Annotated in this window: 18 protein-coding genes; 13 read left to right on the top strand and 5 right to left on the bottom strand. The window is 72.2% G+C overall.

Annotated elements, in window-relative coordinates:
• Positions 1-70: 70 nt before the first annotated feature.
• Both araA and araD read left to right on the top strand, forming a co-directional pair.
• Positions 71-1,576, top strand: a complete 1,506-nt coding sequence (gene araA / locus AB0K65_RS08270) for an L-arabinose isomerase (RefSeq protein WP_365714946.1) — start codon at positions 71-73, stop codon at positions 1,574-1,576.
• A 32-nt stretch (positions 1,577-1,608) separates the two neighbouring features.
• A complete protein-coding gene (araD, locus tag AB0K65_RS08265) occupies positions 1,609-2,322 on the top strand; it encodes an L-ribulose-5-phosphate 4-epimerase AraD (protein ID WP_365714945.1) in 714 nt (237 codons plus the stop codon).
• 306 nt (positions 2,323-2,628) lie between these two features.
• On the opposite strand, the gene AB0K65_RS08260 is transcribed toward araD, so the two are convergent.
• Positions 2,629-3,618, bottom strand: a complete 990-nt coding sequence (locus AB0K65_RS08260) for a LacI family DNA-binding transcriptional regulator (protein ID WP_365715065.1) — start codon at positions 3,616-3,618, stop codon at positions 2,629-2,631.
• Positions 3,619-3,985: 367 nt separating this feature from the next.
• Here AB0K65_RS08260 and AB0K65_RS08255 point away from each other — a divergent pair, with 367 nt between their 5' ends.
• The 4 genes from AB0K65_RS08255 (at position 3,986) to yjfF (ending at position 8,635) form a co-directional block, all read left to right on the top strand.
• Positions 3,986-5,011, top strand: coding sequence for an ABC transporter substrate-binding protein (locus AB0K65_RS08255; protein ID WP_365714944.1), 1,026 nt, complete (start codon positions 3,986-3,988; stop codon positions 5,009-5,011).
• Positions 5,012-5,103: 92 nt separating this feature from the next.
• On the top strand, positions 5,104-6,651 hold the full coding sequence (locus AB0K65_RS08250; protein WP_365714943.1) for a sugar ABC transporter ATP-binding protein: 1,548 nt from the start codon (positions 5,104-5,106) through the stop codon (positions 6,649-6,651).
• Positions 6,648-7,655 carry an ABC transporter permease gene (locus AB0K65_RS08245; RefSeq protein ID WP_365714942.1) on the top strand — a complete coding sequence of 336 codons (1,008 nt, stop codon included), beginning with the start codon at positions 6,648-6,650 and terminating at the stop codon, positions 7,653-7,655. Before AB0K65_RS08250 ends, AB0K65_RS08245 begins: the two co-directional genes overlap by 4 nt.
• On the top strand, positions 7,652-8,635 hold the full coding sequence (gene yjfF, locus AB0K65_RS08240; protein WP_365714941.1) for a galactofuranose ABC transporter, permease protein YjfF: 984 nt from the start codon (positions 7,652-7,654) through the stop codon (positions 8,633-8,635). The genes AB0K65_RS08245 and yjfF overlap by 4 nt, the downstream gene beginning before the upstream one ends.
• Positions 8,636-9,059: 424 nt before the next feature.
• On the opposite strand, the gene AB0K65_RS08235 is transcribed toward yjfF, so the two are convergent.
• Positions 9,060-10,043 (bottom strand): aldo/keto reductase, encoded by a 984-nt coding sequence (locus AB0K65_RS08235; RefSeq protein ID WP_365714940.1) that lies wholly within the window; start codon positions 10,041-10,043, stop codon positions 9,060-9,062.
• A gap of 528 nt (positions 10,044-10,571) precedes the next feature.
• On the opposite strand from AB0K65_RS08235, the gene AB0K65_RS08230 reads away from it, so the two are divergent.
• The 4 genes from AB0K65_RS08230 to AB0K65_RS08215 all read left to right on the top strand — a co-directional run bounded on the left by AB0K65_RS08230 (position 10,572) and on the right by AB0K65_RS08215 (position 17,813).
• Entirely contained in the window at positions 10,572-11,984 is a 1,413-nt protein-coding gene (locus AB0K65_RS08230) for a family 43 glycosylhydrolase (RefSeq protein ID WP_365715064.1), read from the top strand.
• A gap of 53 nt (positions 11,985-12,037) precedes the next feature.
• Positions 12,038-13,507 carry an RICIN domain-containing protein gene (locus AB0K65_RS08225; protein ID WP_365714939.1) on the top strand — a complete coding sequence of 490 codons (1,470 nt, stop codon included), beginning with the start codon at positions 12,038-12,040 and terminating at the stop codon, positions 13,505-13,507.
• A gap of 179 nt (positions 13,508-13,686) precedes the next feature.
• Positions 13,687-15,933: an FUSC family protein gene (locus tag AB0K65_RS08220; RefSeq protein WP_365714938.1), complete on the top strand. Its 2,247-nt coding sequence runs from the start codon at positions 13,687-13,689 to the stop codon at positions 15,931-15,933.
• Positions 15,934-16,157: 224 nt separating this feature from the next.
• Positions 16,158-17,813, top strand: a complete 1,656-nt coding sequence (locus AB0K65_RS08215) for a sigma-70 family RNA polymerase sigma factor (protein ID WP_365715063.1) — start codon at positions 16,158-16,160, stop codon at positions 17,811-17,813.
• Between the two features lie 248 nt (positions 17,814-18,061).
• On the opposite strand, the gene AB0K65_RS08210 is transcribed toward AB0K65_RS08215, so the two are convergent.
• Positions 18,062-19,642: a CBM35 domain-containing protein gene (locus AB0K65_RS08210; protein ID WP_365714937.1), complete on the bottom strand. Its 1,581-nt coding sequence runs from the start codon at positions 19,640-19,642 to the stop codon at positions 18,062-18,064.
• A gap of 593 nt (positions 19,643-20,235) precedes the next feature.
• Complete coding sequence (locus tag AB0K65_RS08205) at positions 20,236-20,832, bottom strand: DUF1349 domain-containing protein (protein WP_365714936.1); 597 nt, start codon at positions 20,830-20,832, stop codon at positions 20,236-20,238.
• Positions 20,833-21,387: 555 nt separating this feature from the next.
• Here AB0K65_RS08205 and AB0K65_RS08200 point away from each other — a divergent pair.
• Complete coding sequence (locus AB0K65_RS08200; protein WP_365714935.1) at positions 21,388-22,122, top strand: helix-turn-helix transcriptional regulator; 735 nt, start codon at positions 21,388-21,390, stop codon at positions 22,120-22,122.
• A 301-nt stretch (positions 22,123-22,423) separates the two neighbouring features.
• Here the strand turns inward: AB0K65_RS08200 and pstS are convergent, their stop codons facing one another.
• Entirely contained in the window at positions 22,424-23,548 is a 1,125-nt protein-coding gene (pstS, locus tag AB0K65_RS08195) for a phosphate ABC transporter substrate-binding protein PstS (protein ID WP_365714934.1), read from the bottom strand.
• Positions 23,549-23,766: 218 nt separating this feature from the next.
• Between pstS and AB0K65_RS08190 the strand changes: the two genes are divergently transcribed.
• Both AB0K65_RS08190 and AB0K65_RS08185 read left to right on the top strand, forming a co-directional pair.
• On the top strand, positions 23,767-23,988 hold the full coding sequence (locus AB0K65_RS08190; RefSeq protein WP_365714933.1) for a hypothetical protein: 222 nt from the start codon (positions 23,767-23,769) through the stop codon (positions 23,986-23,988).
• A gap of 93 nt (positions 23,989-24,081) precedes the next feature.
• Complete coding sequence (locus tag AB0K65_RS08185; RefSeq protein ID WP_365714932.1) at positions 24,082-24,459, top strand: metalloregulator ArsR/SmtB family transcription factor; 378 nt, start codon at positions 24,082-24,084, stop codon at positions 24,457-24,459.
• The last annotated feature ends 110 nt before the right edge of the window (positions 24,460-24,569 follow it).

Raw genomic sequence — 24,569 nt, 5'->3', positions numbered from 1 at the left:
GTCCCGCACCCCCACCGAGCCCACCCGGCCCGGCCTCTTCGTTCCAGCATCTCCGAGGAGCACACCCGACATGACTCCCGTCCCCGACCGCGAAATCTGGTTCCTCACCGGCAGCCAGGGCCTCTACGGTGAAGAGACCCTGGCCCAGGTCGCCGACCAGTCACGGGCCATCTGCCACACCCTCGCCGACCAGCCGCAGATGACCGTCCGCCTCGTCTGGAAGCCGGTGCTCACCGACGCGGCCGCCATCCGCAGGGTGTGCCTGGACGCCAACGCCGACGACCGCTGCATCGGACTGATCACGTGGATGCACACCTTCTCCCCGGCCAAGATGTGGATCGCCGGCCTCGACGCGCTGAGCAAGCCCCTGCTGCATCTGCACACCCAGGCCAACCGCCGGCTCCCCTGGTCGACCATCGACATGGACTTCATGAACCTGAACCAGGCCGCCCACGGCGACCGCGAGTTCGGTTTCATGCAGACCCGCCTCGGCGTCCCCCGCAAGACCGTGGCCGGCCACGTCTCCACCCCCGAGGTCGTCGACCGCATCGCCGGATGGGCCCGCGCCGCCGTCGGCCGCTCGGAGCTGACCACGCTCAAACTCGCCCGCTTCGGCGACAACATGCGCGACGTCGCCGTCACCGAAGGCGACAAGGTCGAGGCCCAGCTGCGGTTCGGGGTCTCGGTCAACACGTACGGCGTCAACGACCTCGTCGCCGCGGTCGACGACGCCGACGACGCCGCCGTCACCGAGCTCGTCAAGGAGTACCAGGACCTCTACGCCCTCGCACCCGAGCTGCGGCCCGGCGGCGAACGGTACGACTCCCTGCGCTACGCCGCCCGCGTCGAGGCGGGCCTGCGCACCTTCCTCACCGAAGGCGGCTTCCGCGCCTTCACCACCAACTTCGAGGACCTCGGCGGTCTGCGCCAGCTGCCCGGCCTCGCCGTGCAGCGCCTGATGGCGGACGGTTACGGCTTCGGCGGCGAGGGGGACTGGAAGACCTCCGTCCTGCTGCGCGCCCTGAAGGCGGCGGCCCACGGCCTGCCCGGCGGCACCTCCTTCATGGAGGACTACACCTACGACCTCACGCCCGGTCAGGAACTCATCCTCGGCGCCCACATGCTCGAGGTCTGCCCTTCCCTCACGACGGCGACCCCCACCTGCGAGATCCACCCCCTCGGCATCGGCGGCCGCGAGGACCCGGTCCGCCTCGTCTTCGACGCGGACCCCGGCCCGGCCGTCGTCGTCGGCCTCGCCGACATGGGGGACCGGTTCCGCCTCGTCGCCAACCACATCGACGTCGTCACCCCGCCCGAGCCGCTGCCCCGGCTCCCCGTCGCCCGGGCCGTCTGGCGCCCCAGCCCCGATCTGCGTACCTCCACCGAGGCGTGGCTCACGGCGGGGGCGCCGCACCACACCGTCCTGACCACCGCCCTCGGCGGCGAGGAACTCGAAGACCTCGCCGAGATGCTGCGGATCGAACTCGCCGTCATCGACCCGGACACCACCATCCGGCGCTTCACGCGGGAACTGCGCTGGAACCAGGCCTACCACCGCCTCGCTCAGACGCTGTGACCGCGCCCACCCCCACCAGGACGGAGCCCTCCGTGAGCACCACCGTTTCCAAGGAGCTGCGCCGAGAGGTACTGGAGGCCAACCTCCGCATCCCTCGCGCCGGGCTCGCCACGCTCACCTGGGGGAACGTGAGCGGCGTGGACCGGCAGGCCGGCGTGTTCGTCATCAAGCCCTCGGGGGTGTCCTACGACAACCTCCGCGAAGAGGACCTCGTCGTCGTCTCCCTGTCCGACGGCAAGGTCGTGGAGGGGCGCCTGCGCCCCTCCACCGACACGGAGACGCACCGCAGCCTCTACCTCGCCTTCCCCTCCATCGGCGGAGTGACCCATACGCACTCCACCCACGCCGTCGCCTTCGCGCAGGCCCGACGCCCCGTACCGGTGCTCGGCACCACCCACGCCGACACCTTCAACGGGCCCATCCCCGTCACCGAGGCCCTCACCCCCCAGCAGTGCGCCACGGACTACGAGTACAACACCGGCCAGGTCATCGTGGACCTCCTGGGCCGCGACGACGCCCGGGCGAGCGAGGTCCCCGGCGCCCTGGTCGCCCACCACGGCCCCTTCACCTGGGGCCCCGACGCCACCACGTCCCTGGAGAACGCCGTCATCTGCGAGGCGGTGGCGGAGATGGCCCTCCACACCATCGCCCTGGGCACGGTGGAACCGCCGCAACACCTGCTGGACCGCCACTTCACACGCAAGCACGGCCCGCACGCGTACTACGGCAATCCCGGAGCCGCCTGATCACGCCGGGGCGTCGTACCGTGAGCCCCGGACCGGGGCTCACGCGCGTACGGCGCAGAGGCGGCAGCCCGAGCCCCATGCCCGGACCGCATGGCCGAGCCCCGTGCCCATGCCATGCCGAGCCCCATGCCCGAGTTCCAGGGGATTCGGGCTGCCGTCTCTCCGGGAGACCGCCGGCCGGCTCGTGACGCGGAAGGCGGCGTCGCTGCTCGCCGTGGCTGCCGGTCGGCGCCCCCGCCGTCCGGCCGGGGGTGGCCGGTCGGTCTGCGTGAGGTGAGGCGCCCTGTTCCGGCAGCACGAAGGTCCTCAGCCGCGCCGGGGCTCCTGAACGCTCTCCCGGCGAACGAGTTCGGGCGCGATGACCATCTGGGAACCGCTGGTGAGGCCCTCGTTCATCAGGCGGAGCAAGAGGTGGAGCGTCGAGTTGGCCACCGCGCCGAAGTCCTGGCGCACCGTTGTCAGCGGCGGGGAGTAGAAGGGGGCCTCGGGCACGTCGTCGAACCCGACGATGCTGACCTCCTCCGGAACGGAGCGGCCCCGCTCGCTCATGGCCCGAAGAGCGCCGAGGGCCTGGTGGTCGTTGGCCGCGAACACCGCGGTGACCTCGGGCATGCGCGCCAGCATCTGGCCGGCGCGGTATCCGGAAGCCGCGGTCCAGTCGCCCGTACTGATCGGAGGGACTTCCGCACCGGCCTCCTGCAGCGCCCTGCGCCACCCACGGATGCGGCCGGCGGCGTCGAACCAGTCCGGCGGTCCGGAGATGTGCCACACCGTCTCGTGGCCGGCCTCCAGGAGATGCCGGGTCGCCTGGTAGGCGCCCTCCTCCTGGTCGACGGAGACCATCGGTGCGCTCCGCTCGGGATCACCGTCGATGGTCACCAGAGGAACCTCGGCGGGAACCTCGGCCAGAGCCTCGTTCGCCGAGGCCGTGGGGGCGATGGCCACGATCCCGGCGACGCGCTCGTCGCGGTGCCGCTCGACGGCGGCGGTGATCGAGGACTGCCCCAGCTCGTGCACCCGGTGCACGCTGACCGCGAAGCCCTGGACGGCGGCGGCGATCTCGAAGGCGGCCAGGAGCGAGGACGGGCCGTACAGAGTGGAGTTCTGGGCGATCACGCCGATCAGCTGCGACCGTCCGGTCACCAGCGCGCGAGCCGCGCGGTTGGGCCGGTAGCCCAGCTCCTTGACCGCCGCCAGCACCCGCAACCGGGTCTGCTCCCGTACGTTGGGATGGCTGTTGAGCACACGGGACACCGTCTGATGGGACACGCCGGCAAGCCGGGCGACGTCGGTCATCGCCGGCTCTCGCACCACTGCGCTCGAAACGGTGGTGTCCTCCACGCCATCTCCTCCTGACAGTGCCCGCCCCGCCCCGGCCGTCCGCCGGGACCGCGGGAGGTGTTCACGCACCTTCAACCTACGCCCTCGCAAAGGTAGGACCACAGGTCGAAGGAGCCTCCGCCGGGTGTCCGCCGTCGCCGCGCGGTGTCGAGGTGACGCGACGGTCCGCCCGGGCAGCGCTGCCCGGCGTAGGGATACTAACCCGGCCCAAGCTCCTTAAGTGAGCGCTAACAAGAGCACGAATCCCGGCTGTGCGCCGATGCCGAATTGTGGTTTCCCGAGGGGTTGACGGCGCAAATGTTAGCGCTCACTCTTGTCGCTCATGACCCCGATCACGTCAGGTCGGCAGGGCATCACCGCACGGTTCGCACTGGAGGACGCTGTGTTCAAGAAGATAGCCACGACGGGTTGTGCCCTCGCGCTGGCCACGCTGACGGCCTGCGGGGCTGGTGACGGCGGTTCCAAGGCGTCGGCGGACGGCAAGATCGTCATGGGGTTCGCCCAGGTGGGCGCCGAGAGCGGATGGCGCACCGCCAACACCAAGTCGGTGGTCGAGGCCGCCGGGACCGCCGGCGTCGAGCTGAAGTTCTCCGACGCGCAGCAGAAGCAGGAGAACCAGATCAAGGCCATCCGCTCCTACATCCAGCAGAAGGTCGACGTGATCGCCTTCAGCCCGGTCGTGGAGACGGGCTGGGACGCGGTTCTCCTGGAAGCCAAGCGCGCCAGGATCCCGGTGATCCTCACCGACCGTGCCATCGACTCCACGGACACCTCGCTGTACAAGACCTTCCTCGGGTCCGACTTCACTGAAGAGGGGCGCAAGGCGGGCAAGTGGCTGGCCGAGACGGTGAACGGGCCGGTCGACGTGGCGGAGATCCAGGGCACCACCGGGGCCGCGCCGGCCATCGACCGGCAGAAGGGCTTCAAGGAGGCCATCGCCCGGAAGTCCGACATCAGAATCGTGGCCACGCAGAGCGGCGACTTCACGCGTGCGGGCGGCAAGCAGGTCATGGAGGCGCTCCTGCGGTCGCACCCCGACATCGACGTGGTGTACGCCCACAACGACGACATGGGCCTGGGCGCCATCGAGGCGATCAAGGCGGCCGGCAAGAAGCCGGGCACCGACATCAAGATCATCACGGTGGACGCGGTCGAGGCCGGCATGGTGGCGCTCGCGAACGGCGAGATCAACTACATCGTGGAGTGCAACCCCCTGCTCGGCGACCAGCTGATGGATCTCGCGAAGAAGGTCGTGAAGGGCGAGAGCGTCCCCGAGCGCGTGGTGACGGAGGAGACCACCTTCACCACGGAGCAGGCCAAGAAGGTTCTCAAGGACCGGAAGTACTGACACGCACCACAGTCCGGCCACCGCAGTCCGGCCACCGCGGGCCGATCACGCCGCGGTGGCGGGCCGCTCTTCTCTTCACGAAAGCACTGGTCATGACCGATTCCTCAGCGACCGGCGACAGCCCGGTCGTCGACATGCGCGGTATCACCGTGGAGTTCTCCGGCATCAAGGCGCTCGCGGACGTCGACTTCCGCCTGTTTCCCGGCGAAGTGCACGCGCTCATGGGCGAGAACGGCGCCGGCAAGTCCACCCTGATCAAGGCCCTCACAGGGGTCCACCGGCCGACGGCGGGGACCATCCTCCTGAGGGGCGAGCCGGTCGAGTTCACCACCCCCGGCCAGGCACAGGACGCGGGGATCAGCACCGTCTACCAGGAGGTCAACCTCTGCCCCAACCTGTCGGTGGCCGAGAACATCCTGCTCGGGCGCGAGCCGCGCAGACTGGGCGCCATCGACGGAAGGGCCATGCGGGCCCGCGCCAGGAAACTCATGGCCCGCATCGGGCTGTCCATCGATCCCGCCTCCGTGCTGAGCGGCCACTCCATCGCCGTGCAGCAGCTCGTGGCGATCACCCGGGCGCTCGTCGTGGACGCCCGCGTGCTGGTGCTGGACGAACCGACCTCCAGCCTGGACGGCGACGAGGTCGACGAACTGTTCCGCATCGTACGAGTGCTGCGTGACGAAGGCGTGGCGATCCTCTTCGTCTCCCACTTCCTCGACCAGGTCTACGCGATAGCCGACCGGATGACGGTGCTGCGCAACGGCACCCTCGTGGGGGAGCACCTTCCCGCGGACCTCGACCGCATGGCTCTCGTGTCCGCCATGCTGGGCCGCGAGGTCGGCGTCCTCGACGAGGTCGAGCGCCGCTCGGAGGAACGCGCCCCGGGAAGCGCACCCGTCCTGGTCGCCCGTGCACTCGGAAGGGCCGGAGCGATCGAGCCGTTCGACCTGGAGATACGCGAGGGAGAGGTCGTCGGCCTCGCCGGTCTGCTGGGCTCCGGACGGACGGAACTCGCCAGGCTGCTGTCCGGCGCCGACCGCGCCGACACGGGCACCCTCGCCGTCGACGGCGAGACGATCCGCTCCCGCGGGCCGCGTTCCCTCATCGCCAAGGGCGTCGCCTTCTGCTCGGAGGACCGCAAGGCGGAAGGCGTCGTGGAGGAGCTGAGCGTCCGCGACAACCTGATCCTCGCCGCCCAGGCGGCCCGGGGCTGGGCGCGGCCGGTGGCGCGCCGTACCGCCGAGGCGATGGTGGCCGAATACATCGAAAGGCTGGACATCCGTCCGGCCGACCCGGACGCCGTGATGGGCAACCTGTCGGGCGGCAACCAGCAGAAGGTCCTGCTGGCCCGGTGGCTCGTGACACGGCCCAGGCTCCTCATCCTCGACGAGCCCACACGCGGCATCGACGTGGGCGCCAAGGCGCAGATCCAGAAGGTGGTCGCCGAACTGGCGGCCGAGGGCATGGCGGTGCTGTTCATCTCCGCCGAACTGGAGGAGGTGGTACGCGTGTCCGACCGGATCGTCGTCCTGCGTGACCGGCACAAGGTGGCCGAACTGTCCGGCGCCGACATCTCCGTGGACTCCGTGATGTCGGCCATCGCCGCGGACGCCCACAGCGGCGTGGCGGTGGCCTCGTGATCCGCGGACGCCTGCTCTGGCCCCTGATCGCGCTGGCCGGGCTCATCGTGCTCAACGTCGTCTTCACCCCGTCGTTCCTGGAACTGCGCATCCAGGACGGACACCTGTACGGCAGCCTGGTCGACATCCTCCGCAACGGCGCACCGACGCTGCTCATCGCGGTGGGCATGACCCTGGTCATCGCCACCCGGGGCATCGACCTGTCCGTCGGCGCGGTCGCCGCGATCGCCGGGGCGATCGGCTGCACCTGGATCGCCGGCGGCGGGGACGCCCCGACAGCGGTCCTGGCGGCTCTCGGCGTCTGTGTCCTGCTCGGACTGTGGAACGGCTTCCTCGTCTCCGTCCTCGGCATCCAGCCGATCATCGCGACGCTGGTCCTGATGACGGCCGGACGCGGAGGCGCCATGCTGCTCACCGAAGGGCAGATCGTCACCATCGGCAACCCGGCCTACCGGCAGATCGGCGCAGGGTTCCTCATCCTGCCGATCGCGATCCTCATCAGCCTCGCGGTCCTCCTCGCGGTCGCCGTCCTGACCCGCCGTACCGCCCTCGGCATGCTGATCGAGGCCGTGGGCGTCAACCCCGAGGCGAGCAAGCTCGCCGGAGTCCGCTCACGCACGATCACCTGGACCGTCTACGTCTTCGCCGCGCTGTGCGCGGGTGTGGCCGGACTGATGATCAGCTCCAACGTCAGCGCCGCCGACGCGAACAACGCGGGTCTGTGGATCGAGATGGACGCCATCCTGGCGGTCGTGATCGGCGGCACCTCGCTCGCCGGCGGCCGCTACTCCCTCACCGGCACCCTCGTCGGCGCGCTCGTGATCCAGACCCTGACCACCACCGTCTACACCATCGGTGTGCCGACCAACACCACCCTGCTGTTCAAGGCGGTCGTGGTGATCACCGTCTGCCTGCTCCAGTCGCCGCGCGTGGCGCGGGCCGTCAGCGGTCGGCGCACGTCCCCCACCTCCGCCCCTCGATCCCAGAAGGTGGCCGCCGGATGAGCACGCCGACCCTGGCCTCCCCACGCCTCCGTCTTCCTCAGCGCTTCCTGCCCGTCGTGGCGACCCTCGTGGTGTTCGCGGCGACCTTCAGCATCGGATCGGTCCGCTACCAGGACTTCGCCTCCGGACAGGTCGTGGCCAACCTCTTCATCGACAACGCCTTCCTCATCGTGCTCGCCGTGGGGATGACCTTCGTCATCCTCACCGGAGGCATCGACCTGTCCGTGGGTGCCGTCGCGGCCCTGTCGACCATGATCGCCGCGGCCACGCTCAAGGCAGGCTGGCCGCCGCTGCTCTCCATCCTGGCCGTCCTCGTCGTCGGCACCGGCCTCGGCCTGCTCATGGGCGTGGTCATCCACTACTTCGACGTGCAGCCGTTCATCGTCACCCTGGCGGGGATGTTCCTCGCCCGGGGCCTGTGCTTCCTCATCAGCGTGGAGTCGGTGTCCATCTCCGACCCGTCGTTCCGCAGCTTCGCCACGGGCACCCTCGTGCTGCCGGGCGGCGTCACCCTGACCTACAGCGTGCTCGTCGCCCTGGCCGTCGTGGCTGCCGCCCTGTACGTACTTCACCTCACCCGCTTCGGCCGCACCGTCTACGCGGTGGGCGGCAGCGAGTCCTCGGCACGCCTGATGGGACTGGCCACCGCGAGGGCGAAGGTGGGCGTCTATGCGGTGAGCGGATTCTGCTCGGCACTGGGCGGCCTGCTGTTCGCCCTGTACATGCTCTCCGGATACGGACTGCACGCCGTCGGCATGGAGCTGGACGTCATCGCCGCGGTCGTGATCGGCGGCACCCTGCTCGCCGGCGGCGTCGGCTACGTCACGGGTTCGATGGCCGGCGTCCTGGTCCTCGGCACCGTTCAGGCCCTCATCTCCTTCGAGGGCACCCTCAGTTCCTGGTGGACCAAGATCGTCATCGGCGTTCTCCTGCTGGCCTTCATCGTCCTGCAGCGCCTCATCGTGCGGCAGCGGCAGTGAGGGACGCGGGGCCGTGCCCGAGGTCCGGTGCTCGCCCACCGGACCGCCCGCGCCGCGAGCGCACCGCGGGTACGCCCACCCCACCGGGGCAGGACGACGACGGCCCGCGCCTCGACCGGCGTGAAGGACCCGGCGTTCGAGGACATCCGGGCCCGCGTCGCCCCGGACGCCGCGGCCGAGCGCGGCATCGCGTACGAGGTCGTCCGGGTGCCCGAGGGCACAGGAATCGGGAAGTGCGATGCGTCCTGGAACGTCCTGCTCGAGTCGACCGAGGCGGCGCCTCGGCGCCTCGCGCCTCCGGAGGCGCGACACCTCCAGCGCTGTCCGCGGAGCCGCCCCGTTCCTTGACGCCGCAGACCGACGGCCCTCGCGCACCGCGGGCCGTCGGGTCCGCGTCCTCAGCATCCGGCGACGGCGGAGCCGTTCACCAACGGTGGTGGATCCGGGCCCGGATCCTGCGGTCGTACAGCTCCCGGACGCCGCTGGACGTCTCCTCCGGCAGGGGAGCGAGGCCGGCCGCCCTCGCGTTGGCACGGGCCTGCTCAGCACTGCGTGCTCCGGGAATGACCGTGGAGACCCCGGGCTGCTGAATGATCCAGCGCAGCGCGGTCTGCGCCGGAGTCGCTCCTTCCGGCGCCAGGGCCGCGAACTCCGCGGCTGCCTCGACCCCCGTCGCGTAATCGACCCCGGAGAAGGTCTCGCCCTGGTCGAAGGCCTCACCGTGCCGGTTGTACGCCCGGTGGTCGTCCTTCGGGAACTCCGTCTCCCCGGTGTACTTCCCGGACAGCAGCCCACTCGCCAGCGGTACGCGGGCGATGATGCCCACCCCCGCTTCGACGGCGGCCGGCAGCACCTCCTCCAGCGGCTTGAGCCGGAACGGGTTGAGGATGATCTGCACGCTCGCCGTGCCCGGCCGGGCGATGGCGGTGAGCGCTTCCGAGCAGGTCTCGACGCTCACCCCGTAGGCCGCGATCCTGTCCTCCTCGACGAGCGTGTCGAGGGCGTCGAAGGCGGCGGGGGAGGAGTACACGGGCGTGGGAGGGCAGTGCAACTGCACCAGGTCGAGCCGGTCCACCCCGAGATTCCGACGCGAACGGTCCACCCACGCGCGGAAGTTGTCCAGGGTGTAGAGAGCCGGGTCCAGCGGCATTCGGCGGCCCATCTTCGTCGCCACCAGTACTCCGGCGTCCGGACGTTCGCGCAGGAACCGGCCGATCAGCCGCTCGCTGCGCCCGTCCCCGTATACGTCAGCGGTGTCGAAGAACGACACCCCGGACTCGACGGCGGCTTCCAGGACGGAGAGGGCCTCTTCCTCCCGCACCTCACCCCAGTCGGCTCCGAGCTGCCAGGTGCCGGTTCCGATCACGGAGACCCTCTGGCCGCTCCTGCCGAACGTACGTTGCTCCATGCGCGCTGCCTCTCCCCTTCATCAGCCCATGAGTGGTGTGAGCGATCACATCCAGGAGGAATGTACCGGTGACTGGACGCCGGGTCGGTCATTCTCCCTCGTGCGACGCGGAAGGCGCATCGGGGAGAGGGGTGACCGGTTCGGCAGCGTGGGTCGCTGTGCATGCCCGGTCGGGAACGCGGCGGTGAGGTGCGGACGCTCGCTTCGGGAGGCTCCGGCTCCATGCCGGGGGCCAGGCCGGGGTGGAGGCGAATTTTGACAGGATCCTTGACCGGCGCTGTGTGAGCGCTAACAATCTCGGCGTGCGCCAAACCAAACCCGGGTCGGCTCCGCCGTCCCGCCCGCCGCCGCACGAGAGCGCGCCTCCGGCACGGCAGGGCACGACCGGTCCGTCGGCCGCCCGGCCCATCCCCGGCGGTCGCGCGGACCGCAGGCGCCCGTCAGCAGACGGTGCTCCGGGATCCGGCCGACCTCACCACCACACACGAGGAGAACACAGTGAGACTGCGAAGGATCCGCGGTGCTCTCATGGCCGGGGCCGCCCTGGTGGCAGCGCTGCTGCCCGCCCCCGCCCATGCCGCCGCACCCGACTCACCGGCCCTGTCGTTCTCCAACCCCCTCGTGAACCAGAGAGCCGATCCGCACATCTTCAAGCATACGGACGGCTTCTACTACTACACGGCGACCGTCCCCGAGTACGACCGCATCATCCTGCGCAGGGCCGGCACCATCCAGGGTCTCTCCACTGCCCCGGAGGCGGTGATCTGGACGAAGCACGCCACCGGGGAGATGGGAGCCCACATCTGGGCCCCGGAGATCCACTTCATCGACGGGAAGTGGTACGTCTACTTCGCCGCCGGACGAGCCGACGACATCTGGAGGATCCGGATGTACGTCCTGGAGAGTTCCGCCGCGAACCCGCTGACCGGCGGCTGGACCGAGAAGGGCCGCATCGCCACCCCGATGGACAGCTTCGCGCTGGACGCGACCACGTTCGTCGTGAACGGCGCCCGCTACCTCGGCTGGGCGCAGCGGGACCCGAGCATCGACAACAACTCCAACCTCTACATCGCCAGGCTGGCCGACCCGTGGACCATCAGCGGCGCGCCCGTGCGGCTCAGCATGCCCACATACGGCTGGGAGACCGTCGGCTACAAGGTGAACGAAGCGCCGGCCGTGATCCTGCGCGGCGGCAAGGTGTTCATGACGTACTCCGCGTCCGCGACGGACAGCAACTACTGCCTCGGCATGCTCACCGCCTCGGCCACCGGGAACCTGCTCGACCCCGCGGCCTGGTCGAAGAGCCCCACGCCCGTCTTCGCCGGCAACGCCGCGACCGGGCAGTACGGTCCGGGACACAACTCCTTCACCACATCGGAGGACAACAGGAGCGACGTTCTCGTCTACCACGACCGCGACTACAAGGACATCACGGGCGACCCGCTCGACGACCCCAACCGCAGGACACGCGTCCAGAAGATCTACTGGAACGCCGACGGCACACCCGCCTTCGGCATACCGGTCGCGGACGGCGTGGCACCGCACCGTCTGTCGTCCTTCAACTACCCGGACCACTACATCCGGCACTGGGACCACAGGGCGAAGCTCGAGCCGAACGTCGGAAATCTCGCCGACTCGCAGTTCCGCACGGTGAGCGGGCTCGCCGGCAACGGCACGGTCTCCCTGGAATCCGCCAACTTCCCCGGCCACTACCTGCATGCCAGGAACGGCGAGGTGTGGGTGGACAGGAACGACGGCAGCGCGGCCTTCGCCGACACCGCGAGCTTCTTCCGGCGGCCCGGGCTGGCCGATGCGGCAGGCGTCTCGTACGAGGCCTACCGCTCCCCGGGACAGTACCTCCGGCACTACGGCTTCCTGCTCCACGTGCAGCCCGTCGTCGGCACGCCGGCCCGCCAGGACGCCACCTTCCACCAGCAGTGACCTCCCTCCCTCCGTCCGGCCCGCAGCGGCCCGCGTCCCCCCGAGGAGCAGACGTGCACGTCATCCACGGCAGAGGCACGGTGAGACGAGGGATCCTCCTCGTCCTCGCGTTCCTCACCGCTGTCGGCATGAGCCTGGCCGGCGCGGACAGCGCCGAGGCCGCGCCCGGCCCCGGCTTCGCCAACCCCGTCGTCGACGTGCCCAACAGCGCCGACCCGACACTGGTCCGCCACGGCGGTTTCTACTACTACGTCGCGACGACGTGGTCGTCCGACATCGTGATGCGCCGCTCACCCACGATCGCCGGTCTGCGCGACGCACCGGAGCGACTGGTCTTCCGTACGGCCGGGACGGGAATGTGGGCGCCGCACCTGGAGATGGTCGGCGACCGCTGGTACCTCTACTACTCGGTCGAGCAGTCCGGCGGGCCTCGTCGAACGCACGCCCTGGAGAGCTCCGGCACCGATCCCCTCGGGCCCTACACCTATCGCGGCGTCCTGGATCTCATGCCGAACAACGGCTGGGCGATCGATGCGAGCCTGCTGAGGCTCGACGGCTCCCTTTACATGACGTTCTCCGCCTTCTCCCCGGCGGACAACCTGCAGTCGCTGTACATCGCCCCCCTGGCGAACCCCTGGACCGCACGCGCCCACGGGACGCGGATCTCGGCCCCGACCCTTGCCTGGGAGCGGCAGGGCGGGGCGGTCAACGAAGGATCCTTCGCGTTGCAGCGCAACGGCCGCACCTTCCTCACGTACTCGGCCAGCCACTGCAACGGACCCGACTACAAGCTGGGGATGCTGGAGTACAAGGGGGGTGATCCGCTCGCCGCCGCGTCGTGGGCCAAGGCCGCCCAGCCGATCTTCCAGCGCAACGACGCCGCCGGGGTGTTCGGGCCCGGACACCACTCCTTCTTCACCTCGCCCGACGGAACCGAGACCTGGATCGCCTACCACGCCAACTCCTCGGCGTCGCAAGGATGCGGGACCACGCGCACGACGCGGGTGCAGAAGATCTCCTGGAACCCCGACGGCACCCCGAACCTCGGGAACCCGGTCTCGACCTCGACCGTGCTCCAGGGCCCGTCCGGGGAGTCCCCCGTGCCCGCGGCGCCGGTCGCCCTGCGCAACAGGCACAGCGGTCTGTGCCTGGACGACTACGACTGGGCGACCGCGCCGGGAGCGGAGGTACGCCAGTGGACGTGCAACGGCGCCGCGGTCCAGAACTGGACCCTGACTCCCGTGGGGGACGGGTACTACCGGATCCGTAACGGCCACAGCGGCCTCTGCCTGGACGACAAGGACTTCGCGACCGCGGCCGGATCGCCCGTCCAGCAGTGGACGTGCAACGGCGCCACCGTGCAGCAGTGGCGTCTGGTGCCGGCCGAGGGCGGCTACTCCACCCTCGTCAACCGGCACAGCGGCCTGTGCCTCGACGATTACAACTGGGGCACGGCGCCGGGCTCCGAGGTCCGTCAGTGGACGTGCCACGGCAACAACGCGCAGCAGTGGAACCTCGTCTGATCTTCGAGCGTGCCTCGAGGAGGGGCGAGCCGGATGGGTCCGCCCGTTCTCATCCCGCCGGCGCCGGCCGTCGCATCCGCCCTGCTCCCCACGGGGGAGCAGGGCCACGCGCGGTGGGGCACCGGCCGGACGGCGGACGGCGGGGTGCCGGGTGCCGGCGGTTGGCCGATCCTGGTGGCATGGAGGCCAACGGTGCCGGCGGCCGTGCGAGCGCCCCGGGCGTCGGACGGCGGAGAAGTCTGTTCAGGCTGCCCCCCGCCTACCGGGCCCCGGCCCGGCGCTCGCTCCGCGTCACCCTGGCGGCGGGCTCCTGCTTCTATCTGTTCCTGTACGGCTTCGAGGTGCCCGTCGCCGCCACGTACGCGCTGTTCGCCGCGGTCGCCCTGGCCGGCCTCTCGCGCATCCCCGGAACCGGGCGGCAACGTGCCTGCGTGCTCATCCGCCTGCTCCCGGCCGCCTGGCTCCTGATCGCCGCGGGCACCTTCCTGGCCGTACGGACCTGGAGCGCGGTGGCCGGGATGCTGGTCATCGGATTCGCGCTGGCGTTCGTCGCCGTCGGCGGGCCACGCCCGGCCGGCGCCGCGCCGGGCCTCCAGCTGCTGTACATCCTGCCGTCCTTCCCGCCCTACGCCCCGGACACCGTCGGCGAGCGACTCCTCGGGGCCACCGCCGGGATCCTCGTGCTCGTTCTCGCCGAGGCGTTCCTCCTGCCCGAACCCCCGACGGTCCCGTACCGCGAACTCGCCGCCCGCGCCGCCGCCACCGCCGAGCGCTGTGCCGCGGAGCTGACCCGCGCGCCGTTCACGCTGTCACCCGCGACCGCGGAGGCCGCCAGGGCGGCGGCCGAGGCGTTGCGACCCTCGCGGGTGCCCGAGGCCGACCGCCCGGCCGGACCGGGGGTCCGCTCCCGGGGCCTCGCCCATACCGGCCTCGCGGCGCGCACGCTGATCAACCGGTTGACCCGGCTGCCCGGGGTACCTCCCGGCCAGGCCCCGCCGGACCGGGGCCTCGACCTGCTGCGCGCGCTCGCGCGGTCCGCCGAGGACACCGCCGGGCGGCTGCGCGGGGCCGCGGGAGGAGAGACGACGCACGCCCTGGCCGGTGAGCGCGCGCGGCTGGCCGATGCGCCGCCCCGGGGGTCCGTCCCGACGTCCGCGCGCCGCCGCGCGGACCTGCTGGAGCTCGCCGACGCCGCGCTGGCCCTGGCGGCGGCCGCGGGCCTGGCGGTCCGGGGGCGGCGCGCCGGGGCCGCTCTGCCCCTCGGCCGGTTCTGGTACGCGCGGATGCGGGCGCCGAGGCTGTGGTGGCGGCGCCTGGTGGGAAACGCGGGGAGCAGGTCCGTCTTCTTCCAGAACGCGGTGCGGATCAGCCTGGCGCTGGCGGCCGCCCGCGCCGTCGCCGGCCTGGCCACGCTTCCCCACGGCTTCTGGGCGCTGCTCGCGACGCTGACGCTGACCCGGACGACCCTGGACGCCACCCGGGCCGGCATCCGCCAGGCGCTCGCCGGGACGCTGATCGGGGCGCTGTGCACGGCGGGCGTGCTGGCGCTGGTCGGAACCGACACGCCCGTGTACGCGGCCGTGATGCTGCCGGTGCTGCTGATCACCTTCACGGTGGGCCCGGTGAAGGGCGTCGGCTGGGCGCAGGCGATGTTCGCGCTCGTGGTCTCCCTGGTGTTCGCCCAGCTCGCCCCGGCGACCTGGCGGCTGGCGGAGGTCCGGCTCCTGGACGTCGTCGTCGGCAGCGCGATCGGCGTCGTCTTCGGACTCCTCGCCTGGCCGCGCGGCGCCCACGCCGAGGTGCGGCGCTCGTGTGCCGCGCTCATGCGGTCGGCCGCCGAGGCCGTGGTCGCGACGGCCGCGACGGTGGCGGCCGGTGGGGTGCGCGACCCCGGAGCACCACCGGGCAACGGCTCCCTGCGCCACTCGCTCGTGCTGGCCGAGTCCGCCTTCGCGCAGTATCTGAGCGAGCCGCGGGGACCGGTTGTGGGGACGTCCGGATCCGGCCCGGCGCCAGGGGGCGAGCCGGGAGCGGTCGACTGGCAGGCGGTCCTGCTGGCCGGGCACCACACCCTGTGGGGTGCGGAGCGCGTACTGGTGCCGCCCGTGCCGGCGACGGGGCCGCCGGTACCCGTCGTCGCACCGCCGCTGGGGCCCGCGGAGTCGGCCGCCGTGATGCGGCTCGCGGACCACGTGGCGGGTCGGATGCTGCTGCTTTCGGCCGTCCTGGCCCCCGACGGCGCCTCCTCGCAGGTGCGCGTGCCGGGGCCGGTCCCGGACGCGTGGCCCGAGGAGCCCGGCGCGACCGGGGCCGTTTCGGCCGCGACACCGAACAGCTACTATGCGGCGGACGCCTGGCTGGACGCGCTGCTGCCGGACCTGGACCGGATCACGGACGGCGCGTCCGGGCGGCCGTCGGGGCGGTGAGCCCGCTCCTCGCTCCGTTCTCCGCGCGAGCGACGAGGTTCCGGGCGAGGCGCGGCAGAGTGCCTTCGGACACGGCCGGTCGCCTTCCGGCCGGGCCGCGTGCCGGCTCGACCCAGGACCGGTCCGAAAACATCTTCGGTGTTTTCTGTTATCGGAGGGACGCCCTGCGGTCTCCCGAGTGTTGGGCATCGACAACAGGCAGGACAGGCAGCGTGAAACAGGACATGGGCGTACAGAGCGGTACGGATCTGGTCAGGGCGGCCCAGAGCGGGGACCTGTGGGCGCAGGACCAGCTCGTCGCCGCCTACCTCCCCCTGGTCTACAACATCGTGGGCCGGGCGATGAACGGCCACCACGACGTCGACGACGTCGTGCAGGAGACGATGCTGCGCGCGCTCGACGGGCTTGCCGGCCTGCGCTCCCCGGACGGCTTCCGCTCCTGGCTGGTGGCCATCGCCGTGAACCGGGTCCGCACCCACTGGCACGCACAGCAGACCGGCCTGCGTCCCGGCGTCCTGGACGAGGCCCGCGATGTCGCCCAGCCGGGCGCCGACTTCGTGGACCTGACACTGGTCCGCCTGAACCTGTCCGGTCAGCGGCGCGAGACCGCCGAGGCGACCCGCTGGCTGGAGCCGGACGACCGGGCCCTGCTCTCCCTGTGGTGGCTGGAGTGCGCGGGAGAGCTGACCCGGCACGAGGTGGCGGACGCTCTCGGACTGTCCACCCAGCACACCGCGGTCCGCGTCCAGCGCATGAAGACGCAGCTGGACGCGGCCCGGGTCGTCGTCAGGGCCCTGTCGGCGCGCCCGTTGTGCCCCACCCTGGGGTACGAGATCGGCGGCTGGGACGGCCACCCCTCCGCCCTGTGGCGCAAGCGAATAGCCCGCCATGCCCGTGGCTGCGCCCACTGCGCGGGCCTGTGGAGCGGTCTCGTCCCCGCCGAGGGGCTGCTCGCCGGACTCCTGCTCGTCCCTCCGGCGGCGCTTCTGCTCGCGCGGGTCCGCGAGAGCGCCGGCTTCGGCCTCGCCGCCGAGTCCACGCAGATCCTCCCGGCGGCCGCGTCCGGCCCGTCCCGGGCGGCACGCCACCGAGCCGGGCGGGACGGGGGCGCCGCCGGGCAGGGCTCCCGGGGTGCCCGCCGCAGGCAGCAGCGGCGCGCCCGCCGCCGCGCCGTCGTCGCCGCGGGCCTCGCGGTGGTGGCCGTCACCGGAGGGTCCTTCTACCTCGGCACCGGCCCCGACGGGGACGGGGACGTCGTCGACGCGACCCGCGCGGCCGCCCCCGGGGCCGCCCTGCCGACCCCTCTCGACCCGACCACCGCCTCGCCCTCCGCCACCCTCTCGCCGTCGGCGTCCCCCACCCCGAGCAAGAGCCCGTCGGCGAAGGCCGCCACGCCGACGAAGGCGGCGCCGAGCACGGCGCCGGCCCCCCGCACCTCCTCGCCCGAGGCGACGCCCGAGCCCACCCGCACACGGTCGCGCACGTCGGCCGCCGCCCGCCCCGACTCCACCGCCCAGCAGGTGATCGACATCGTCAACTCCGAGCGGTCGAAGGCGGGCTGTGGCCCGCTGGCAGGGAACGACCTGCTGGACCGGGCCGCTCAGGGGCACTCCGACGACATGGCGGCGCGCGACTACTTCGACCACACCAACCCCGACGGCGACGGCCCGGGCGAGCGCGTCACGGCCACCGGCTACCGGTGGTCGACCTACGGCGAGAACATCGCCATGGGGCAGAGCAGCGCGGCGCAGGTCATGGAGTCCTGGATGAACAGCCCGGGGCACCGGGCGAACATCCTCAACTGCTCCTTCAAGGAGATCGGGATCGGCATCCACACGGCCGGCGGGCCCTACTGGACCCAGGTCTTCGGCGCCCGCTGAGCGAACCGGTCGCCCCCGCGCGGGCCGGCCCCGCGCTCCTCGCCCGGGCCGGGCGGCGCTCCCGGCCCCGTGCGAGCCCGCCGCGCGCCCGCACGTCACCCGGCCGGAGGGAGCGCGCCCGACCGCGCTCCCGCCCGCACCACCCTCGCGCGCCGTCGGGCGCCCCGCGGTCACGAGGCACCCGAGCGCCGGGGCGGCCGGCCGGCCCGGCGGGGGAAGGGGGAAGTCCGACGGGCCGACCGGAGCCGCTACGGCGTGACCGGCGCGCCGCCGAAGGTCACGGCGAGGCGGCCGTCCGTGGCGAACGACCAGGCCAGGGCGCCCGCGTAGGACGAGCAGCGGGATCCGTTGGAGCCGGACCAGAACTGGTTCGTGCCGTCGGCGTTGCCCACGATCTTGTCGTTGGTGCCGCTGCCCGCGCGGCACGAGACGTTGTCGCGGAACACCGAGGTGCCGGCCTCGAAGGTGTAGTTGCGCTGGGCGTTGTCGATACTGACGTTGCCCGTCACGGTCATCGTCCCGGGGTTCCTGTTGTACGTGAACCCGTGCTTGCCGTTGCGGTACGCGATGCTGCGCCGGACGACGTGGTCGACCGCGATGTCCTCGCCGCCGAGCTTGTAGCCGTTGCGGTCGCCGTTGGAGTTCACGGTGCCGTCGCTGAGCGTGCCGTTGGCGTACGCGAGGGAGTCCTCGATGGTCACGGCGCCGATGGGACCGGTGTCCGTCTTGGTGTAGAGGTCCCACCCGTCGTCGATGTTGTTGTGGGCCACGGCGTAACGGAACACGTTCCCCGGCCCGACCGTGAGTTTCGCGGCGAAGCCGTCGGCGTCCTCGCCGTCGGAGTCCGCGTTGTCGTGGGACTCGGCACTGAGGATCAGGTTGTCGGAGGGCCACTGGTCGCGCGGGGTGGTCGAGGCCGCGCGCGAAAGCTGGAGCCCGGTGTCCCGGTTGTAGCGCGTCACCGTGCGCTCGAAGATGTTGCCGCTGCCGCCGACGAAGATCCCGTTGTCGCCGGCCCGTTCGACCACGATGCCGTGGACGTGCCAGTACGACCCGTTCACGGCGAGCCCGCGGTTCGCCGGGTCCTCGGCCATCGCCGAGAAGTTCAGCACGGGGGTCTCGCCGGGATAGGCGGCCAGCTTCTTGCGGGCGCCGGCGGTGCCGTTGTTGCCGGTCGCGATCGTGACCGTCTGCGCGTAGCGGTAGGTGCCGCCGCGCACGTAGATCGTGCCGCCGGGGGCCACGCGGCCGATCGCGGAGGTGAGCGTCGTCGGGGCCGTCTCAGTGCCGGCGGCGCCGTCCGTGCCGTTCGGCGCCACGTACAGCGCGGAACTCGTCGGCGGTGGCGCGTCACCCGTCTCCACGTCGAGGGAGTCGATGTTGGGCAGGCCCGCGGCGGCGGTGGGGCTCAGGCGGATGGTGTTGGCGCCTGCCCTCAGTGGCACCGTCAGGGTCCTCGTCGTCCACGCGTCCCAGGTGCCGGTGCCCTCGAAGGACGGTGTCGTGACCGCCGCGCCGTTCACCGTGACGGTCGCGGGCCGCGCGGTCGTGGTCCCGTTGGCGAAGCGGAGCTTCAGCGTCGCGGTGCCGGCCTGCGCCGCGTCCGCCGTGAACTGGACTGCCGCGCCCACGGCATTGCGACCATTACAGAAACCGCTTCCTGAGAAGCCGGACCAATCGGAGTCGATGGTTCCGTCACATGTGGCAGGGGCGCGCTCGGCTTCGAGACGTACGGAGGCGGCCGACGCCGAGGTGGCGGGAAGGGCCACGACGGCGCCGACGGCCAGCGCCGAACAGGCGAGTAGAGCCAGGGGGGATCGGGGGTTCATGAGGCCTCGTTCTTCTCCGTGGTCGCCTGCGCGCGGCAGGGCGACAGGGGGGACAAAGCGGCTCTCGACACGAGAGAGATAGAAAGCGCTTGCTACGCTAGGAGTGCGCCATGGGCACGTCAATAGGTCGGACAGGGTGCGATGGGGCGCCTGGCGCCCCGGGGTGGGGGACGGGTTCGCGAGGGCGGGGGCCGGACGGTCGGCCCCCGGTCGGTTCTGGACCTTTCGGCCGGCTGAGGCGCGGCGGGAAGCGGTGGGGCGGGCTCTCGGGCGCGCGTGGGCTTCGGGGGCGGGCGCCGGAGCCGGTGTGAGGTGGGCCAGGTGGCGCCTGGGCCAGGTGGCGCCTGGGTCAGGTGTGGACGCGAGGGGCCTGCGTGTGCACCGTGGCGGGGTGCGTGGCCGCATGCCCCGGCGGCCCGGCGGCCCGCCAGGTGACGGGTGGTGGGTGGCGAGGAGCGGGGGAGGGCCGCCGTGCCCGGGCGTCGGGGCCGCCGGGATGCGGTGGGCGACGGCTTCCGGCGCGTCCCGCATCCCGTCCCCCGGCCACCCGCCCGGGGGATCCCAGGTCCTCCGGGTGGCTCAGGGGCGGAAGATCACGCCCCGTCGTTCAGGCCGCTGAGGCGCGTGGGGGCGAGGGTGAGGGTGTCGAACGTGACCCGGCAGCCGTCGCCCACCGGGGACTGGACCTCGATGCCGACCCGCGGTGCCGACGGGGCGTTCAGGGTGAACTGCCGTACCAGGCGCCAGGTCGCACCGTCGGCCGAGGTGTGGAAGGCGAACCCGTCGTCGACCCGGCTGATCCGCAGCCACAGGGCCGGGGACGCGACGGGACCGGCGACCGCGTCGTCCGAGCGTCCGCGCGTGACGACGGAGAACACGCTCGGTGTGCCGTCCGGGGCCTGCTCGAAGTTCAGCTTGGCCCAGTGCTCGTCGTCGGACCAGACGATCAGCGCGCCGGCGTCCCAGCTCGCCCGGAAGTCGACCCGGACGCGGGCCGAGAACTGCCAGTCGCCGTCCGGGGGCGTGGCCAGGGCCAGGGCCGCGTCGTGCTTCGCCGCCCCGCTCAGCGGGTCCGTGAAGATGTCGGTACCGGCCGCGGCCGTGACGGTCACCACGCCGTCGCTCGCCGACCAGGAAGCGGGTGCGACGGCCCAGGCGGCACCGGGAAAGGGTGCGGAGGAATCGATCATGCGGCCACCCTCGCAAGCGGGCGCCCCCGACGGCCAGGGAAAGTGCCCGAGAGTCCAAGGAGCCGTCCGAGAATCCAAACGTCTCGCCGGCGTGCGGCCCTTGCCCTGCTGAGCGGTACGCGCCCGCCCCGCCCGCCCCCGCTGCTTCGGCGTCCGCGCGGCCGCTTCGAGCCGCACGCGGCGGAACTCGATCGACGCGTACGGGCCGGCGGTCCGCCTCTTGTCGTGAACGACCCCACTTGAGGGCCCGCCCGAGAGTGGGCGCGCCCGTCCCGGGCCGGCGCCTCGCGGGGAACGCCCGCCTCGTGTCGTTCCCCTCCCGGACCCGGAAACCCGCCGGGCACCGAACGTGCCGCGCCGACACGGCCAAGGCCGAACGCAGGGGCGACCCCCAGGGCCCGCGGGGCGAAGAGCCGGTGAACCGCCCGACGTACCCGGGGAGACGCCGGGTCGTACCGTCCCCGGCGCGCCGCCGTCGCTTCCCGCGGGCGCGGAGAGCGACGGCCTCGTACGCTGGCTGTGACCGACCATCACCGGCTCGGCCCGGAGGACAGCGTGGACTTACTCCCCGTGGCGGACGTCGACCGGCTGCTCGCCGTCGTCGCCGACTGCCACTCCGCCCGTACGCTGCCGGAACTGGGCGCCCTGCTCGCCGAATCGCTCGCCGGGCGGCTGGAGTTCCGCAACGCCGCCGTGCTCAGCGGGGACACGCGCCCCAGGCTCTTCCGGGACGCCACGGCGCAGGCGTCCGGGCTCGCGGTGCCGACGATGGATCCGTACCGGGAACGCTTCCACCGGCTCGACCCGATCGCCCTGGCCGCGCGCCGGCGCGGCGGGGAGTCCGGCCGGCCGCTGAGGCTGCTCGACGTGGAGCACCTGATCGACGGCGAACGGCGCGCCTACGTCGACGATTTCCTGCGCCCTGCCGGCATCGGCGCGGTGATGGCGAAGTCCTGGTCGTGCCCCGACGCGGGACTGCTTCTCGGCGTCGCCCTGTTCGACGAGGAAGAACGGGCCTTCGGCGCACGGGAGGTCACCCTCCTCGGTTCGCTCGGGCCGGCGGTCCTCCGCATCGCGGCGGGGCTGCTCGACGCCAGACCTCCGTGGGCGCGGCTGCTCACACCGCGCGAGACGGAGGCGGTGGCCCTCCTGAGCGAGGGGCTGCGGGACGAGGAGATCGCCCGGCGCATGGTCGTGGACGTGGGGACCGCGAAGAAGCACCTGGCCGCGGCACGGCGCAAGTCGGGCGCTCCCAACCGCGTCGCCCTGGCGCGAGCCTGGGCGGGCTGACGCGGGCTGACGCGGGCTGACGCGGGCTGACGCGGGCTGGGCGGCCTGACGGGCCTGGGCGACCTGACGACAATTCCGGTCGGCACAAGGGCCGGCTTGACGGGCCCGTGCGGCCTGGGCCGTTGACGGGGGCGCCCTGCCCCGCCTGGCGTGCCGGTCCGGCCCCCCGTGCCGGACCGGCACAAGAGGAAGGTGGAGTTCCTCTCGTGCGGCCCTCAGGATGGCCGATCACGCGCGAGCGGGACCATGGGCCGAAAGGCGAAGATCGCGACGCGGGGGAGGGCGCGTCGTGGACCGGTGCTCAGGAGAGCGTGCCGATCACCTGCCGCACCTGGCTCGCGACCGATTCGGGCAGCGGCGCGTAGTGGATCGCGGGCAGTTGACGCTGTCCCTCCTCGCCGGCGGTGTAGGCGAGGAAGGACTTGAGCGCCGGGAGCGTCTCCGGCCGGTTTCCGGTGTCGCAGACGATCTCGTACGTCACCAGGACGATCGGGTACGCGCCCTCCGCCGAGGTCGTGTACTCCAACGAGAGCGCCAGGTCCTTGCCGTCGTCGGCGATCTTCGCCTCGGCGATGCCCAGCGAGGCGCTCTCGGTGCTCGGCGCGACGGGCCGGGAGGCGCCGGTGGCGATCCGCACCGTGGTGATCTTCCGCTTGGCCGCGAAGGACAGCTCGAAGTAGCCGATGGCCCCCTCGGTCTGGCTCACGGCGGCGGAGACGCCGTCCGAGCCGGTGCCCGACTGTCCGCCCTCGGCCTGCCACTGCTTGCCCGCCGGGTACGGCCAGGACGACCGTGCCGCGCTCCTGAGATAGGCGGTGAGGTTCTGGGTGGTGCCGGAGTCGTCGGCGCGGTGGACCGGGACGACCGGCAGGTCCGGCAGGGTGGTGCCCGGGTTGAGCCGCTGGATCGACGGGTCGTTCCAGCGGGTGATCCGGGAGTCGAAGAGGCGGGCGAGGGTCGGCGCGTCGAGCACCAGGTCCGCCACCCCGGGCAGGTGGTATCCGATCGCGATCGGCCCGCCCGCCATGGGCAGGTCGATGGCACGCCCGCCTCGGCACACCTGCTCGCTGTCCTTCACGTCCCGCGCGCTCAGGGCCTGGTCCGTGCCGCCGAACGCGGTGGCACCGCGCTGGAACTGGGCGACCCCCGCTCCCGATCCGAGCGGGTTGTAGGCGACTTCCACGCCCGGGCACGCCAGGCGGTACTGCTGGATCCAGCGCTTCATCGCGTTCTGCTGGGCGGAGGAGCCGGAGCCGCGCACCTTGCCCGCGTCGGCGCACGCGATGTCCGGTACGGGTTCGGCGGCGGCCGCCCCCTGTGCTGCGGTGCCGCCGTCCGCACCGCAGGCCGTGAGCAGCAGCGTCGCCGCGACGGCGGTGGCGGCTCCCACCCGGCGGTTCGCGCGTCCCGTTCCTCGGAGCTGCACCGTGATCCTCCCTGGACCTGCGCGGATGAACGGCCGCGGTGCGTCCCGCGGGCCCGATGCGACGATGATCACCGACGTCGCGGAGCGTCAGGTGGAGTGAAGGTGAACGGGAGGGTACATCCGGGCGTCCGTCGGGGAGCGTTCGAGGCGACCCTATACACCGGACGAGCGTTCGAGACTGTTCCTCAGTGTGTCCGGCGGCGCATACTGGGTGCACGATGACGAACCGATCCGCGCCCCGGCGCCACCTGCCCACCAGCCCCTTTGCGGCCCCTTCCGACCCTGTGATCAAGGATTTCTCCGTCGGCGACCGCGTTTCCCATGACCGTCACGGTCTCGGGACGGTTATCGGCCAGGAAGCGACGGGCGCTCTTCTCGTCGACTTCGGGGCCAGCCGGCTCCGCATCCTGAGCCCCTACAAGGGCATGCACAAACTCTGATGCCCTGAGGAGCCCCGCCCCCGATGCCGTGCGCCGGGGGCGGGGCTTCTTCGTGCGGGCGGGAGGCCCGACGGCCGCGCCTACGATGGGCACATGCCAGAACGCGAGACACCCCCGGCGGCGCACGGGGTGGCCGGGGCGCCGGGTGCGCACCAGCGCACTCCGGGTGCCCCCGAGCTGGCCGCCGCCGCCGGGGTGTTCGCGTTGCTCGCGGATCCGACCCGGCTGCACCTGATGTGGCTGCTGACGCGCGGAGAGGCCGATGTGACGGCTCTGGCCCAGGCCTGCGGTGCCGCGCGGCCGGCCGTGAGCCAGCATCTCGCCAAGCTGAGGCTCGGCGGCCTCGTCCGGCACCGCAAGGACGGTCGGCGCGTGGTGTACACGCTCCCGGACGGGCACATGCGACGGCTGGTCGTCGAGGCGATCAGCCATGCCGACCATCAGGTGACGGGCGAACCCTGGCACGACTGACGCCCGCCGCCCCGGACGGCCTCGCGGCGTGGCTCCCCACGATGCGGGCCGTCGGGTGACGGGCGAACCCTGGCACGACTGACGCCCGCCGCCCCGGACGGCCTCGCGGC

Source organism: Streptomyces sp. NPDC053755 (assembly GCF_040677675.1).
Lineage (GTDB): Bacteria > Actinomycetota > Actinomycetes > Streptomycetales > Streptomycetaceae > Streptomyces.
The sequence above is the reverse complement of the archived record's forward strand: the minus strand, read 5'-3'. Positions and strand labels throughout refer to the sequence as shown.

What these genes read in the sequence shown, in the direction of transcription:
- araA (WP_365714946.1), top strand. Translation starts at nt 71, where the DNA reads ATGACTCCCGTCCCCGACCGCGAAATCTGGTTCCTCACCGGCAGCCAG.
- AB0K65_RS08260 (WP_365715065.1), bottom strand. Translation starts at nt 3,618, where the DNA reads ATGACCGACGTCGCCCGGCTTGCCGGCGTGTCCCATCAGACGGTGTCC.
- AB0K65_RS08255 (WP_365714944.1), top strand. Translation starts at nt 3,986, where the DNA reads ATGACCCCGATCACGTCAGGTCGGCAGGGCATCACCGCACGGTTCGCA.
- AB0K65_RS08250 (WP_365714943.1), top strand. Translation starts at nt 5,104, where the DNA reads ATGACCGATTCCTCAGCGACCGGCGACAGCCCGGTCGTCGACATGCGC.
- yjfF (WP_365714941.1), top strand. Translation starts at nt 7,652, where the DNA reads ATGAGCACGCCGACCCTGGCCTCCCCACGCCTCCGTCTTCCTCAGCGC.
- AB0K65_RS08235 (WP_365714940.1), bottom strand. Translation starts at nt 10,043, where the DNA reads ATGGAGCAACGTACGTTCGGCAGGAGCGGCCAGAGGGTCTCCGTGATC.
- AB0K65_RS08230 (WP_365715064.1), top strand. Translation starts at nt 10,572, where the DNA reads ATGGCCGGGGCCGCCCTGGTGGCAGCGCTGCTGCCCGCCCCCGCCCAT.
- AB0K65_RS08220 (WP_365714938.1), top strand. Translation starts at nt 13,687, where the DNA reads ATGGAGGCCAACGGTGCCGGCGGCCGTGCGAGCGCCCCGGGCGTCGGA.
- AB0K65_RS08215 (WP_365715063.1), top strand. Translation starts at nt 16,158, where the DNA reads ATGGGCGTACAGAGCGGTACGGATCTGGTCAGGGCGGCCCAGAGCGGG.
- AB0K65_RS08210 (WP_365714937.1), bottom strand. Translation starts at nt 19,642, where the DNA reads ATGAACCCCCGATCCCCCCTGGCTCTACTCGCCTGTTCGGCGCTGGCC.
- AB0K65_RS08205 (WP_365714936.1), bottom strand. Translation starts at nt 20,832, where the DNA reads ATGATCGATTCCTCCGCACCCTTTCCCGGTGCCGCCTGGGCCGTCGCA.
- AB0K65_RS08190 (WP_365714933.1), top strand. Translation starts at nt 23,767, where the DNA reads ATGACGAACCGATCCGCGCCCCGGCGCCACCTGCCCACCAGCCCCTTT.
- AB0K65_RS08185 (WP_365714932.1), top strand. Translation starts at nt 24,082, where the DNA reads ATGCCAGAACGCGAGACACCCCCGGCGGCGCACGGGGTGGCCGGGGCG.